Origin of the sequence: Microcoleus sp. MON1_C1 (assembly GCF_036701945.1) — a bacterium.
In the GTDB taxonomy this organism is placed as follows: Bacteria; Cyanobacteriota; Cyanobacteriia; order Cyanobacteriales; family Microcoleaceae; genus Microcoleus.
Genome location: NZ_JAUBRO010000012.1, coordinates 25,270 through 38,777 on the forward strand (window position 1 = coordinate 25,270; position 13,508 = coordinate 38,777).

The following is a 13,508-nucleotide window of genomic DNA, read 5'->3' on the forward strand; positions in this document are numbered from 1 at the left end:
GGTGGTGTATGATCTCAAGTACAACAAGGTCTTTAATCGCAATTGTGGCGACACATCGCGATCGCACACATCTGTCTAATGGCTGAAAGTATGTGCACACTTACTAAGCATTTTGAATCGCTGTTTTTAAACTCTTGCAGAATTCGCCTATCGCCTCTAAACCCTGTTCTGGAGTGCCTTCAGCCAAGCGTTTCACAAAAGCACTGCCAACAATCGCAGCATCTGCACCCCATTCTTTCACTTGGCGAGCGTGTTCGGGTTTCGATATACCAAACCCGACGCCGATGGGTTTGTCGGTGACGGTGCGGAGTTCTTGCAGCAACTCTTTTGCTCTCGTTTCTAAGCCTTCGCGCACTCCCGTAACCCCCGTCACGCTGACTAAGTAAATAAATCCTTGAGACTGGCGAGCGATCGCTTCTATGCGACTTTTGGGACTTGTCGGAGCAACTAATAATGTTAGTTCAATCCCTAATTTGTTGGCAGGTTGGATGAGACTGTCGGCTTCTTCTAAGGGCAAGTCTGGTACAACCAATCCCTGAACTCCAGCACTTTTGATTTGCTGCAAGAAGGTTTCTATACCTCGGTACAAAATCGGGTTGTAGTATGTGAAGAGAATGATGGGCGATCGCAAATTCGGACTAACTTTCGCTACCATTTCCAGCACCGAATCTAACCGCGTTCCCCGCTGTAGCGCCCTTGTAGCAGCGGCTTGAATCACCGGCCCGTCAGCTAGCGGGTCAGAATAGGGAACCCCAAGCTCGATCGCGTCTGCACCGTTATCATCCAAAATTTGCAGTGCTTTAGCCGTTGTCTCCAAGTCTGGGTCACCAGCAGTAATAAAAGGAATCAATGCACATTCGTGGTTCTTGCGTAACGTTTCAAAACACTTAGAAATAGTCATTAGTTATTAGTCATCAGTCATTGGTTATCAGTCATCATACATAGGATTTCCCCTCGATCGCTCGCAATCAAATTTGTTTGTAGTGAGGAATTCCTTCCTCATAAAACTCCCTCGGACTGAAGTCCTCACTACAAACCTATTGCGCTTATTTTAGGGAAGGTGATATCAGTCATCAGTCATTAGTTAGCCGTCAATCTTACTATTCATGAGTTGTTATTCCCCAGTCATTAGTTCAGAGTTTATTGCTAATAACTAATCACTAATAGCTCACTAATAACTAATAACTGAGAACTAACGACTATTGACTAATTATCTTTTTCCTGCTCAATTTCGGCTTGAAGTTTGGCTAATTCTTCAGGAGTGAGTTCATCGAGCTGCTTCTGCAAGACAGCTTCTTTGTAGTCTTGCAATTGCTGGCTGTAGGTCATATTTTGAGTCAGTGCTCGAAATAAATAAGTCACCAGCCAGCCAATCAAGCCGGCGACCAAAAATAACTGGCTCCAAATCCCTGCATTCATGCTGTCAAGTCCGGCGAATTGCAGTAGCAAGTAGACCAACCCACCTGCTACAAAAAAGCCGATACTGATTCCAATTACGTCAATACGTCGCATTTAGGCTTCTATCTGCCGCCGTTTGGGCCGAAAATTCAAAAACGGAGCTAGGAGAAACATACCCGGGAAGAAGAAGAACATCAAGAAGTACATGAAGCCGCGCTCAAAAGAGGTAGCGATGTACCAGCGGCTGTTCAGGTAAGCGTAGGTGGCGGCGGGTACTACCAGGAGGTAGGCTCCGGCCAAGACGGCGTAAAGCAGTAAGGTAATATACATAGATTTGCTTTATGGGAATAATAACACGGGTAAGTCAGTTGACACGCTCCGTTAGCTGGTTAACTATTGTACCGCTTGGGGAGATCCAGCGCGACTTTTGGAAATTTTTTGATTAGGGGTTGCGTAAATTGGGGTTTTGGCTGTAGAATAAAAGGCTGTTGCTGTTAATGGCTCAAAACCACAGCAGCTTGACCAAAGGGGGGCGTGGCGGAATGGTAGACGCTACGGACTTAAAATCCGTTGACCCGAAACGGTCGTGTGGGTTCAAGTCCCTCCGCCCCCATCCATTTCCATCATTTGTGATATCAATTCTGGTGCCACCGGAATGATTGTTGACTGTTGAGTGTTGATATCGTTTCCGGTTGGACGAGCGACATGATATAGAGGACAGGGCAGTGCCGTGTCCTCGGTATCATTCCGGTGCAACCGAAAACAATATGATTCAACGGTTTCAGATTTATTGTCACCAATCGTTGTGTTTTTCGCTCCATTTTCGCGCTAATGGTTTTCTAGTATTTCTCAAACCGCCTCTATATCTGCCAACTTCGCCCCGGACTTTTTACGTCGGGCCTTCAATTGGTTGAGCAAGTCGGCTGGTTTTGGAAATGGGGCGACGGTGGGAACCGATTTTTTATCTTCATCCCGCCCCGCGTGATATTACGCAGCAACTGGCAAAGTAATCACAAATTCCGTGCCCTGTCCTATTTGAGAATTTACCTCAATTTTGCCTTGATGCTTGGCAAGGATTTGATAGGAAATAGCCAATCCTAATCCAGTACCTTTGCCGATCGACTTTGTAGTAAAAAATGGGTCAAATATCTGTTGGGCACAGGCTGCTGCAATTCCGGGCCCGTTATCCCGAATCTTGACGGTGACAGTATTGTCGGCTGTAATTTCCGTGCTAACCCAAATCGTTGGCGAATAGCCTTTGTCTTCCTTTTTCACCTCCTCCAGCGCATCTATTGCATTACTAATAATATTCATAAATACTTGATTCAGTTGCGCGGGATAGCACTCAAGCGCAGGCAACTTACCGTATTGTTTAATAACTTGAATACCTTGTTTGAGCCGGTGATTGAGAATTACGAGGGTGCTATCAATTCCTTCGTGAATGTCGGCCGATCTCATTTTTCCGTCGTCCGATCGCGAAAAATTCCGCATGGATACGACAATTTCGCGAATGCGATCGGCTCCCATTTTCATCGAAGAGAGGGTTTTTGGCAAATCTTCTCTGAGAAATTCGAGTTCAATGTCTTCGATGCGCTCTAGAATGGCATCTGGTGGGTTTGGATAATATTCTTGATAGAGAGTTACCAAACCTGCCAAATCTTCGATGTATTGGTTGGCATAGTCAATGTTGCCGCCGATGAAGTTGACGGGATTGTTGATTTCGTGGGCTATCCCTGCAACCATTTGACCGAGAGATGACATTTTTTCGGTCTGAATTAATTGGGCTTGAGTTTGTTTGAGTTCTTTTGTATACTCGCTAACTCGCTGAATCAATTGATTGAAAGAGATCGCTAAAACTCCGATTTCGTCGTTTGTTGTGACTGGTACTTGCAGGTTAAAATTCGATTCGCGAGCGACTTGCTGAGCCACATTAGTAACGGTTTCGAGGGGTTGGGCGATCGCGCGGCTGGTTTTGTCCGCCAGCGCGACGGCGATGAGTGCTGAAATTAGCATACTCCCGAGAATAATTCGGTTTCGCAAATTTTCAGCTTGTTCTAATGCTTTGATTCCTTGCTGTTTGTGAGTTTCTACTGTAGAAATTAGCTCGGTTAAACTTTGAGCAAGGTTATCTAGTACGATCGCCTCTTGACCGCTGCTAGTTCTCAACATTTGTAGCTGTGCGGATTCGAGGCTGTTGGGCTGCAAATTCCAAACTTCCGCTTCTTTTAACTGCAATTTAATTAGCTGACCGTAGTAATTAATGACGAGGGCAGATTCCTTCAAGTGAGCCTGCAATGCTGCCTCTTCTGTTGCTAGTGTATTGGGATTTTCTCGTGCGAAAGATTCAATTTCTGAAATCAGGATTTTCGCCTGATTGATTTGCCCGAAAAACCGCTCCTGTTCGTATTTCAGCCACACCGTGTTTCCCAAAACGACTGGCAATCTCGCCGCGTGCGATCGGGCTTCAAATACGGTATTTTGCAAATTTTGCAGCATTTGCTGCTGCTGTTGGGCAACATTCACCTCAACTAAAGCTTGCTTGCGAAAGTAGTCTCCCAATTTCATTCCCGCACCAGTCCCCAAAATCGCTATGCCGATAGCTAAAGCATAGCCATAGCTAATTTTTTGGCTGATCCGCAAATGGTTGCCTCCTCCCTTTAGCCCAGTTAAATTAATACATGAATGCTGTAACAACTTTTTTTGAGCAGAGGTTTCTTGCTCTACTTTGCTATTTTGGCACTGAGGATGGGTAAATAATAACATTGGAAGTTGCTCCCAAACAAATTAGGAGTAATTGAGCGAAGAACAGCAGAATGCACTTATGCTGAAGGCGGAAAGCAGTTTTGAGTGTTTAATTTTGAATTTGGAAATCTTTAACTCAAAACTTAAATCTTCCCCTAGTATCTCTGTTTTTATACTAGAGTGTTTGTGATCTCTATCAACAATTTATGTGATTATACCCAAATTTACAAAATTTATGGTAACAACGATTAGTATTTTTAGTCAGTTGGGACACAAGGCCCAACTACCGGTTCTCCCCGTTTGTCTTTTTCTGCCACTTCTAGGTTTAATTCCAGCACTTTTGCTAAAATATCGTCGCTGTCAATAAATCCGTAAGCTTGCATTACTTGGCGATCGAGCTTAGCAGGAAGTTTATAAAGTTGACTTGTTGGTTATTCAAAATAAATATTGTAAAGTTGAGTAATTCCCCACTGCTTTGCGGACATTTTTTGAGTGCGGTACAGTGAAGTAGTAAGCTCGAAGCGCGATCGCCTTTCTCATTCCTAAACGTTTTCTATTTTAATACTGTAGCAGCTTCAATATGACTTAAATTATGCAGTTTATGATGATGTTAACTTGACCAATAAATAAGTACAAAATACTTCCTTGCCTCGCCAGAAACTTAAGTCCCTGTCTAATAGCAAAAGTAAGTTGAAACCGACTGAAATACTAATTTTCCCGTCCTATGCAAGAGGACTTCAGCTTTGAGGCAGGGGTTCAAACCCCTGCTTGAGTGTCGGACGGGATCAGTGACCGATCATCCAAGGTCGTCCCCCTCGGTGTTCGCGATTCCGCTGCGGTTTAGGTTCCTCAGAACGCTTAACTACCTGCGGTTCCCGATTTTCTTGACCTTTCAACCGCAGCTTTCCAGTTAGAATCATCGGCGGCGAAAAGATGCGTTTAGCAACAGTTTCGCAACTCGGGCAAAGCACCGGTGTATCTGCTTCTGCAAGAGGGCGCCACTTATCAAAAGTGCCGCAAGTTTCACACTTAAAATCGTAAAGAGGCATATCAATTTTTGATGGTAATTTTGGATGCAAGGACTAGGCGGCGGGCAGCGCCCGCCCTACTAATTGAGGACTTACGCAAGAAAGCAATTTTTAGACTATTTGTGGAGGTAAGGTGCGCTTCGGCGCACCCTACAAAAGCGAATCTGTGCGTAAATCCTGTAATTAAGATGGCAGAATATCCATCTCGAAAATTTCTGTCGGTAAAGCAATAGTGCAGCAAGCATTGGGAATATCCACAATGCCGCTGATGCGACCCTCAACCGGAGCACAACTTAAGAGCAAATACGCTTGTTCTCCGGTAAAACCAAACTTTTTCAAATATTCGATCGCATTCAAACAAGCTCGGCGATAAGCAACGTGGGCATCCAGATAATACTGCTGACCCGTAAATTCATCAACAGAAATCCCTTCAAAAACGAGGTACTCAGAATAGCGGGGTTCCACCGGCCCGGGTTTGAAAATCGGGTTGACCATCGCGTATTTATCCATGCCACCTTTGATAATATCAACGTGGAGATCGATGTACCCCGACATTTCAATTGCCCCGCAGAATGAAATCTCACCGTCTCCTTGAGAAAAGTGAATATCTCCCATCGAAAGTTTCGCGCCTTCGACATAAACCGGGAAATAAATTCTCGAACCCCGCGACAGGTTTTTAATATCGCAATTGCCGCCGTGTTCCCGGGGAGGAACTGTGCGCGCCGCTTCTGCCGCAACTCGCTCGAATTCTGCCCCTTGCAGCGACCCCAAAACTGCATTTTGGGGGTTCGGCAGTGCTGCTAAAGGTGGCACTCTATCGGGATTTGTTGCTACTAATTCCGCTTCCCGTTTGTTCCATTTATTCAACAATTCCTGAGAAGGAGCGCAGCCGATTAAACCCGGATGAGTAATCCCAGCAAACCTGACTTTTGGTATGTGTCGGGAAGCGGTATAAATTCCCTGAAAATCCCAAATTGCTTTAGCAGCAGTTGGAAAATGTTCGGTTAAGAAACCGCCGCCGTTTTCTTTAGCAAAAATTCCCGTAAAACCCCATTCGTCCCCTTGCAAAGCTCCGATGTCGAGAATATCGACTACTAAAATATCCCCCGGCTGCGCGCCGTTAACGTAAATGGGCCCGCTCAAAACGTGAACTACTGTTAAGTCTACATCGCGAATGTCGTCGGGGCTGTCGTCATTTTTAATTTGTCCGTCTGTCCAGTCTTTGCACTCGATGCGAAATACATCGCCGGGATTGACGGAAACTACTGCTGGAATATCTGGATGCCAGCGATTGTGACCGACTAATTCCTGTTCTGACATCGGTTTGGTCAAATCAACTTTGAAGAGAACTTGAGGCATATTATGCACTCCTCTAGTTACTGATTTTTACATGGTAGGCGCATCTTCGCCGATCTGATGGTTGATAAATGTAAATTCTTATACTAATAAGTGCAGAAACCAAAAATATTTCAGAGAACGATTATCATTATTTAACTAATTGCAGGGAAGCGCCGCAGTCGTGGTATGTTTTTGATTGGGAATGTTTTTAAATTAAAAAATTAGTGACTGAAAATTTGACCAAACAACATATAGATCAAGTTGAAAATAGATGGCACGGCCGCCTGAATTTAGTGTATGCCAACCGCAGCGGTGCAACTCAAATCATTCACAATCAAATGCAAGCGCCCCTCAAGGTGCAGCGTCCGTTTTATCCTGAAGGGAAAGAGATTTGCCACAGCGTCATCTTGCACACGGCTGGGGGAGTTGTCGGGGGCGATCGACTTTCCAGCCATTTTCACCTCCAACCCAACGCCAAAGCCTTGATTACCAGCGCCGCTGCTAGTAAAATCTATCGTAGCAGCGGACTAGAATCACAACAAAATATCGACATCAAACTAGAAGCCGGTGCTAATTTAGAATGGCTACCACAGGAAACAATAGTTTTTGACGGCGCAATATATCGGCAAAATTTGCGGGTAGAATTAGCACCAACAGCGAGGATTTTACTGTGGGAAATTACCAGATTTGGACGCAGTGCTAGGGGCGAAAAGTTCTTGTCTGGAGAATGGATCTCGCACACCGAAGTCTGGCAACAAAACAGCCCTTTATGGATTGACAGACAATTGCTCAAAGGTGGAGAAAAAATGCTCGAAAGCCCTCACGGCCTCGGAGGAAAACCCGTAGTCGCCACCCTCGCTTGGGTAGGCGAACCCGTCACCACAGAGTTCGTGGAAAAAGTGCGAAATTTGCCATCTGAGGCAACAATTTATCCTGGTAATTCCACCGTCGGCGTGACTCGTATTCCTAACGGTTTGCTGTGCCGATATCGCGGTACATCCACAACCGCAGCTAGAGACTGGTTTGTCAACATTTGGCAGTTGCTGCGCTTGTCTTTTTCACAACGCCCTTGCTGTTTGCCCAGAGTTTGGATAAAATAGGATGATATTTGAGTTTCAATGTATAGTTGCCCTCCTAACTAGATTATTCATCTCTCTCTTCTCTTCCTCTGCGCCCTCTGCGCCCTTTGCGGTTTAATCATTCAGAAACAACCGTAAACGATATTATAATCACATAATGCGATCGCACTTACAAGAATAAAAATGCAACTCACCCCCCAAGAAAAAGACAAGCTGCTGATTTTCACCGCCGCCCTGGTAGCAGAGCGCCGGAAACAAAGAGGTTTAAAATTAAACTATCCAGAAGCACTAGCCTACATTTCTGCAGCCATTTTAGAAGGAGCAAGAGATGGCCTTACCGTCGCCGATTTAATGAGTTATGGAACAACTCTCCTGACGCGGGAAGATGTGATGGAAGGAATAGCAGAAATGGTGCATGAAGTCCAGGTTGAGGCGACTTTCCCCGACGGAACTAAGTTGGTAACAGTGCACGATCCGATCCGTTAAAAAATTAACCACAGGGACTCATAGGAGGAAAAGATGATTCCAGGAGAAATGATTGTTTCAGCAGGCGAAATAGAATTAAATGCCGATCGCCCAACCGTGCGGTTGCTGGTAGGAAATAAAGGCGATCGACCCATACAAGTTGGCTCCCACTATCACTTTTACGAAGCTAACGAAGCCTTAGAATTTAATCGAGAACAAGCCAAAGGGATGCGGTTGGATATCCCCGCAGGTACAGCAGTCAGGTTTGAACCGGGAGATGAAAGGGAAGTTCAATTAGTGCCGTTTGTTGGTAGTCGTCAAGTCTACGGCTTTAATGGAAAAGTGGACGGTCATCTGGATGCTGAAGTATGAAGCCAGATGACCGTTCACGATTGTTGATTTTGGAATTTGAAACTTTTTAACTTCAAAGTTCTGCCAGTTTCCAAAAAGAATGCAACTGTAGGAAATATCCACACCATGATAGTAATAAGTCCTCCGCAATCCCCAATCTAACATGGTATCACTTCCAGCCCTCTGCCTGGAGAGTGACAAAGCCATCTCAAAACTTTTTCTCTGCCTTCAGTATAAGTTTCTTCTGCCTTTCTTTTGTTAGTTCAATCTCCGACTTTTGAGCGAGTTAAAATCGGCAGTTTGCGGTATAGCGTGGTTGTTAAAACTGCAAATATATACAGCCAAAGTGCGTGATGAACCCCAAATTAGTTGACCAGATAAAACAGACATTGAAGCAGAGCTTGCTGGCAACATCAAGGCGTGTCTGGAGAACCCCGTTAGACCGACGCACCAGCATCAAATTGTTAGATGACAGCATCGTTTACAAAAAGCAGCACCAACCCATCAATATACCCGCATTAACCTCGGTAAAAAAAGTGCCTTCTCGGTTTTTTGCCACGGAAAAAACCGTGTCTTTTGACCCAGATTATGTTTGGAAGATTTCCCTGAATCAAAAAATAAATTCTCTAACTATTTGTACGTCTGGCAACACGCTGCTGAATAACAAGTTGCTTTTAGACTTGGATTTTCGGATTAGCGGTGCGGGCATTCTGGAATGGCCTTACAAACCTAACCAAATTACCTATCCGCTGGTAGTTGCTCCTTGGTCGCATTTGTGGTGTAGTTATTATGATTATGTCATTTTTGTGCTGGCTAAACTGTGTCGAATTGAGGAGGCTTTAGGTAAGGAAATTTGGCAAGAAGCTAAAATTTGTTATCCTTTACGACATACAGATTTTGAGTTGGGCTTTATGACCAAACTCGGTATTCCTGAAAGTTCACTAATCGACACTCGGGCTAGAGATACGGGATATCATGCAGAAAGTGTGGTGGTGGGAAACAATCAAGACTGGTATTTTCCAAGTCCTTACGATATAGACCTTTTGCGGAAAAAATTCTGTCTTAAGGAAAAGGTAAAGCCTTATAGAAAACTTTATCTGTCTAGAAGCGGCCGGCGCAAGGTTAAAAATGAAGTACAAGTGCGAGAGGTTTTGAAAGAATTTGATTTTGAAATTTTGGAAGATATCTCGCGCACTGTTGATGAACAAATTCGTCTGTTTGCAGAAGCGGCGGTGGTTGTCGGCCCTCACGGGGCTGGTTTTACAAATTTGCTGTGGTGTCAGCCGGGAACGAAAGTATTGGAATTCTTTTATGGAGGGTACACTCCGCCATATTTCTATTACATTTGCCAGCTATTGGGATTAGAGTACTCTCGTATGGTTGATGACCACAATGTAGCGGAAGATTGGAGTTTCATTGGCATGGATATGACGGTTGATGTGGAGATTTTGAAAAGGCAAATCCAGAAAATGCTGGAGTAAATTTGCTGCTTCATAGCATTTTCGATTTTCGATTGGGAATAATTGATGACAAGGGGGCGTTTAAAGATTGCCTAATGTTGGATTTATTTTACTAATCTCAGAGTGAGGAACTAGGCTCATAGTATAATTCAAGTGGGTCTCAACTGCTAACTAAAAATTTATTAATATTAGGAGCGAGCATGAGTTACAGAATGGATCGCCGCGCTTACGCGGAAACCTTCGGGCCGACTGTGGGCGATCGCGTCCGGTTAGCCGATACAGAATTATTCATAGAAGTTGAAAAAGACTTCACAACCTACGGGGATGAAGTTAAGTTTGGCGGTGGCAAAGTTATTCGCGACGGCATGGGACAATCGCCTATTTCTAATGCTGACGGCGCTGTTGACACGGTAATTACTAATGCTTTAATATTGGATTGGTGGGGAATTGTTAAAGCAGATGTGGGGATTAAAGACGGCAAAATTAACAAAATTGGTAAAGCCGGAAATCCTTATATTCAAGATAGGGTAGATATTATTATCGGGCCTGGTACTGAAGTAATTGCGGGTGAAGGAATGATTCTCACCGCCGGGGGAATTGACAGTCACATTCACTTTATTTGCCCGCAACAAATAGAAGTGGCGATCGCCTCCGGAATCACGACAATGATCGGCGGTGGCACTGGCCCTGCAACGGGTACAAACGCCACAACTTGCACTCCCGGGCCTTGGCATATGTACCGAATGCTGCAAGCTGCTGACGCTTTCCCCGTAAATCTAGGATTTTTAGGTAAAGGAAATAGCAGTCAACCGCAAGGATTAATTGAACAAATATTAGCCGGTGCAATGGGTTTGAAACTCCACGAAGATTGGGGGACTACACCAGCAACGATCGACACTTGTTTGAATGTAGCTGACGAGTACGACGTACAAGTTGCAATTCACACCGATACTCTCAATGAAGCGGGATTTGTGGAAGCTACAATTGCCGCTTTCAAAAATCGCGCTATTCACACCTACCACACCGAAGGTGCGGGTGGCGGACACGCACCGGATATTATTAAAGTGTGCGGACAAGCTAATGTTTTGCCCTCGTCAACTAACCCGACTCGCCCTTACACTGTCAATACTTTAGAAGAACATTTAGATATGTTGATGGTTTGCCATCATTTGGATCGAGGCATTCCTGAAGATGTGGCTTTTGCTGAATCGAGAATTAGAAGGGAAACTATTGCTGCTGAGGATATTCTCCACGATTTAGGTGCGTTTAGTATGATTTCTTCTGACTCTCAGGCGATGGGAAGAGTGGGAGAGGTGATTATTCGGACTTGGCAAACTGCTCATAAAATGAAAGTACAGCGGGGACATTTACCCCCCCTAACCCCCCCTTACCAAGGGGGGGAAACAGAGGGAATTAACGATAATTTTCGGGTGAAGCGGTACATTGCGAAATATACAATTAATCCGGCAATTACTCATGGAATTAGTCAGTATGTCGGTTCGGTGGAAGAGGGGAAATTGGCGGATTTGTGTTTGTGGCGGCCGGCTTTTTTTGGGGTGAAACCGGAACTGGTAATTAAAGGAGGGGCGATCGCCTACGGGCAGATGGGAGATGCTAACGCCAGCATTCCGACCCCGCAACCGGTGCATATGCGGCCGATGTTTGGCAGTTTTGGCGGGGCGATTGGGGCGACTTGTCTGACGTTTGTTTCGCAGGCTGCGCGCGATCGAGATATTGCCGCACAGCTCGGTTTGCAAAAGCCAACTGTAGCAGTTTCCGGCACGCGACAAATTAGCAAAAGAGACATGAAACTCAACGATTATTTGCCACAAATGGAAGTCGATCCAGAAACTTATGAAGTCAGGGCGGATGGGGAATTGTTAACTTGCGAACCCGCAACAGTTTTGCCAATGGCGCAGCGATACTTTTTGTTTTAACTGATATTTTGCACCATTTTCAGCAACAGGCTGTCCGGCCTGTTCCACAAAATATAAATTTTATTGTGGAACAGGCCGGACAGCCTGTTCATAAAAGGCTAATTGAAAATGGTGCAATATCTCACTTTTAACCGATTATACAATCATGTAGGGGCGGGTTTTACCAACAAAATTTGCCAAAAACCGACCATCTCAAAAACCCGCCCCCACCCAACGGCCAATCTTCATCTTACTTCATTCGGGATGTGATGTCTTGTTAGAAAAATTGAGCGATCGCACTATCAAACCCTGACACAAAAACCAAAAATAAAATGCAATATTAATCCCGCTCAACAGCTTCGGTATTCCCTCCAGCAAGCTCGAAACAATCTCGTTTTTTAACGGCAGGGCTTCTGCAAAAAAGGCAACAAATAACAAACCAACGCCACTCAGCAGTAAAGCATAGGGAGTCGAGCGAATTTGTCTCCGAAAAGCTAATCCGTAGGCAATTGCCACCCAGGCGTAAAATATGACAATTGTCACTTTCGGGAAACCCGCACGTCCCAGATGAACGTGGGTGCGAAAAACTTCATTGAACAGAAAGCAACCGGCAAACAGTGCCGAATATAACATAAATCGATTTTCTGGGCGATCGGGTTGGATAATTCTCAGCAATCCAAAGGTAAAAGCGCACACCATTACCGACCAATAAAATAACATTTGGAACGCCAAGAAAAAGAAACCTGCCCCCGGATACGTGGCAGAACAAGGGGGCAAAAATAACCCTTTTACCGAAGAACCGAATAACTTCAGACACGCCGTCACTATCCCAACTAGCACTAAAGTTACACTATTGAACAAAAAAACTGTTTTATAATTTGCCATAATTAATAACTAAAAGCTAACAACAGTATATTGCGCGTCAAACCATTTTTTGCTAGGGCTTGTGCATGGGGGTTCAGAAACCGGGTTTTTTACGAAAATACTGCGTTGTGACCCGCAGATTCGGTAAAAAACCCGGTTTCTCTGTCGGAGTGCGTAAGTCCGGATCGTGTTCTTTGAGTAAAGGTGAGATATTCGGTGAAAGGACAAAGCAGTGCTCTGTTTCTACAGCAGGCAATTGAGAATCGACAGATACTTAAACAGAGACGAAATCTTCAGGGCCGATGAGATTGGGAGCAACGCCTGTCAAAGAAGCTAAAACTTCACCGCTGCTGGCTACTCTAATTAATGTGCCGTTAGTTCCAGCAGAAATTGATAGCTGTCCGAAGGTCAAGCCGTTGATTAATTGCACTGTATCTTGACCGTTAGCGAAATCAGAGATGGTATCAATTCCCAATCCCGTACCTAAAACAAATACATCGTTGCCCGCGCCGCCGACAAGATTATCGTTTCCCAAACCGCCGTTGAGGGTGTCAAAACCTTTGCCGCCAGAAAGGTTGTCGCTGCCGCCACCCCCGACAAGGATATCGTTGCTTCGCAAACCGGTGAGTGTGTCATCGCCGTCAAAACCGTTGATGTTATCGCTGCCGTTTGTGCCGGTCAGGTTGTCGTTGCCGTTCGTGCCGTTGATGCCACTTGGAGAGTTATTGATGCCACCTGGAGTGTTGGTTAAGTCAGCAACAAAGATGTCCTCGCTATTGTTAGTGTCCCCCGGCACGAGGTTAGTGGCATCAGATGAAAACGCTACTCTCCGCCCGTCGGCTGAGATGGAGGAGGCAAAGGAGCGGT

14 protein-coding genes and 1 tRNA gene are annotated in these 13,508 nt (G+C 45.0%); 6 read left to right on the top strand and 9 right to left on the bottom strand.

Going from position 1 to position 13,508, the window contains the following annotated elements; translation table 11 throughout:
• Window positions 1-103: 103 nt before the first annotated feature.
• The 3 genes from trpA to ndhL all read right to left on the bottom strand — a co-directional run bounded on the left by trpA (window position 104) and on the right by ndhL (window position 1,728).
• Window positions 104-901 carry a tryptophan synthase subunit alpha gene (gene trpA, locus QUA62_RS08935; RefSeq protein ID WP_333403491.1) on the bottom strand — a complete coding sequence of 266 codons (798 nt, stop codon included), beginning with the start codon at window positions 899-901 and terminating at the stop codon, window positions 104-106.
• 305 nt (window positions 902-1,206) lie between these two features.
• Complete coding sequence (locus QUA62_RS08940) at window positions 1,207-1,512, bottom strand: DUF3007 family protein (protein ID WP_006635827.1); 306 nt, start codon at window positions 1,510-1,512, stop codon at window positions 1,207-1,209.
• Window positions 1,513-1,728 (bottom strand): NAD(P)H-quinone oxidoreductase subunit L, encoded by a 216-nt coding sequence (ndhL, locus tag QUA62_RS08945; protein ID WP_006635828.1) that lies wholly within the window; start codon window positions 1,726-1,728, stop codon window positions 1,513-1,515.
• Between the two features lie 198 nt (window positions 1,729-1,926).
• Here ndhL and QUA62_RS08950 point away from each other — a divergent pair.
• Window positions 1,927-2,011: transfer RNA gene (locus tag QUA62_RS08950), tRNA-Leu, on the top strand.
• 374 nt (window positions 2,012-2,385) lie between these two features.
• On the opposite strand, the gene QUA62_RS08955 is transcribed toward QUA62_RS08950, so the two are convergent.
• From QUA62_RS08955 to fmdA, 4 genes are all read right to left on the bottom strand, one after another.
• Complete coding sequence (locus QUA62_RS08955) at window positions 2,386-4,161, bottom strand: ATP-binding protein (protein WP_333403492.1); 1,776 nt, start codon at window positions 4,159-4,161, stop codon at window positions 2,386-2,388.
• Window positions 4,162-4,397: 236 nt separating this feature from the next.
• Window positions 4,398-4,523 (bottom strand): hypothetical protein, encoded by a 126-nt coding sequence (locus QUA62_RS08960; protein ID WP_333403493.1) that lies wholly within the window; start codon window positions 4,521-4,523, stop codon window positions 4,398-4,400.
• Window positions 4,524-4,925: 402 nt separating this feature from the next.
• The gene (locus QUA62_RS08965) at window positions 4,926-5,189 is read right to left on the bottom strand and encodes an FmdB family zinc ribbon protein (protein ID WP_006635315.1); all 264 of its coding nucleotides are present in this window, start codon (window positions 5,187-5,189) and stop codon (window positions 4,926-4,928) included.
• Window positions 5,190-5,351: 162 nt separating this feature from the next.
• Window positions 5,352-6,527: a formamidase gene (gene fmdA / locus QUA62_RS08970; RefSeq protein ID WP_333403494.1), complete on the bottom strand. Its 1,176-nt coding sequence runs from the start codon at window positions 6,525-6,527 to the stop codon at window positions 5,352-5,354.
• Window positions 6,528-6,730: 203 nt separating this feature from the next.
• Between fmdA and QUA62_RS08975 the strand changes: the two genes are divergently transcribed.
• From QUA62_RS08975 to ureC, 5 genes are all read left to right on the top strand, one after another.
• A complete protein-coding gene (locus QUA62_RS08975) occupies window positions 6,731-7,606 on the top strand; it encodes an urease accessory protein UreD (protein ID WP_333403495.1) in 876 nt (291 codons plus the stop codon).
• Between the two features lie 162 nt (window positions 7,607-7,768).
• On the top strand, window positions 7,769-8,071 hold the full coding sequence (gene ureA / locus QUA62_RS08980) for an urease subunit gamma (protein WP_006635319.1): 303 nt from the start codon (window positions 7,769-7,771) through the stop codon (window positions 8,069-8,071).
• 33 nt (window positions 8,072-8,104) lie between these two features.
• The gene (locus QUA62_RS08985; RefSeq protein ID WP_333403496.1) at window positions 8,105-8,422 is read left to right on the top strand and encodes an urease subunit beta; all 318 of its coding nucleotides are present in this window, start codon (window positions 8,105-8,107) and stop codon (window positions 8,420-8,422) included.
• A 332-nt stretch (window positions 8,423-8,754) separates the two neighbouring features.
• Window positions 8,755-9,882, top strand: coding sequence for a glycosyltransferase family 61 protein (locus QUA62_RS08990; protein ID WP_333403497.1), 1,128 nt, complete (start codon window positions 8,755-8,757; stop codon window positions 9,880-9,882).
• A gap of 179 nt (window positions 9,883-10,061) precedes the next feature.
• The gene (gene ureC / locus QUA62_RS08995) at window positions 10,062-11,798 is read left to right on the top strand and encodes an urease subunit alpha (RefSeq protein ID WP_333403498.1); all 1,737 of its coding nucleotides are present in this window, start codon (window positions 10,062-10,064) and stop codon (window positions 11,796-11,798) included.
• A gap of 234 nt (window positions 11,799-12,032) precedes the next feature.
• Here ureC and QUA62_RS09000 read toward each other — a convergent pair whose 3' ends face one another.
• Entirely contained in the window at window positions 12,033-12,662 is a 630-nt protein-coding gene (locus QUA62_RS09000) for a hypothetical protein (protein ID WP_333403499.1), read from the bottom strand.
• Window positions 12,663-12,915: 253 nt separating this feature from the next.
• Window positions 12,916-13,508, bottom strand: a 593-nt coding sequence (locus QUA62_RS09005; protein WP_333403500.1) for a calcium-binding protein, incomplete at its 5' end; no start/stop codon positions are given.

Bases quoted from the DNA above. Each gene is read 5' to 3' on its own strand.
- trpA (WP_333403491.1), bottom strand. From the start codon at position 901: ATGACTATTTCTAAGTGTTTTGAAACGTTACGCAAGAACCACGAATGT.
- QUA62_RS08940 (WP_006635827.1), bottom strand. From the start codon at position 1,512: ATGCGACGTATTGACGTAATTGGAATCAGTATCGGCTTTTTTGTAGCA.
- ndhL (WP_006635828.1), bottom strand. From the start codon at position 1,728: ATGTATATTACCTTACTGCTTTACGCCGTCTTGGCCGGAGCCTACCTC.
- QUA62_RS08955 (WP_333403492.1), bottom strand. From the start codon at position 4,161: ATGTTATTATTTACCCATCCTCAGTGCCAAAATAGCAAAGTAGAGCAA.
- QUA62_RS08960 (WP_333403493.1), bottom strand. From the start codon at position 4,523: ATGCAAGCTTACGGATTTATTGACAGCGACGATATTTTAGCAAAAGTG.
- QUA62_RS08965 (WP_006635315.1), bottom strand. From the start codon at position 5,189: ATGCCTCTTTACGATTTTAAGTGTGAAACTTGCGGCACTTTTGATAAG.
- fmdA (WP_333403494.1), bottom strand. From the start codon at position 6,527: ATGCCTCAAGTTCTCTTCAAAGTTGATTTGACCAAACCGATGTCAGAA.
- ureA (WP_006635319.1), top strand. From the start codon at position 7,769: ATGCAACTCACCCCCCAAGAAAAAGACAAGCTGCTGATTTTCACCGCC.
- QUA62_RS08985 (WP_333403496.1), top strand. From the start codon at position 8,105: ATGATTCCAGGAGAAATGATTGTTTCAGCAGGCGAAATAGAATTAAAT.
- QUA62_RS08990 (WP_333403497.1), top strand. From the start codon at position 8,755: ATGAACCCCAAATTAGTTGACCAGATAAAACAGACATTGAAGCAGAGC.
- ureC (WP_333403498.1), top strand. From the start codon at position 10,062: ATGAGTTACAGAATGGATCGCCGCGCTTACGCGGAAACCTTCGGGCCG.
- QUA62_RS09000 (WP_333403499.1), bottom strand. From the start codon at position 12,662: ATGGCAAATTATAAAACAGTTTTTTTGTTCAATAGTGTAACTTTAGTG.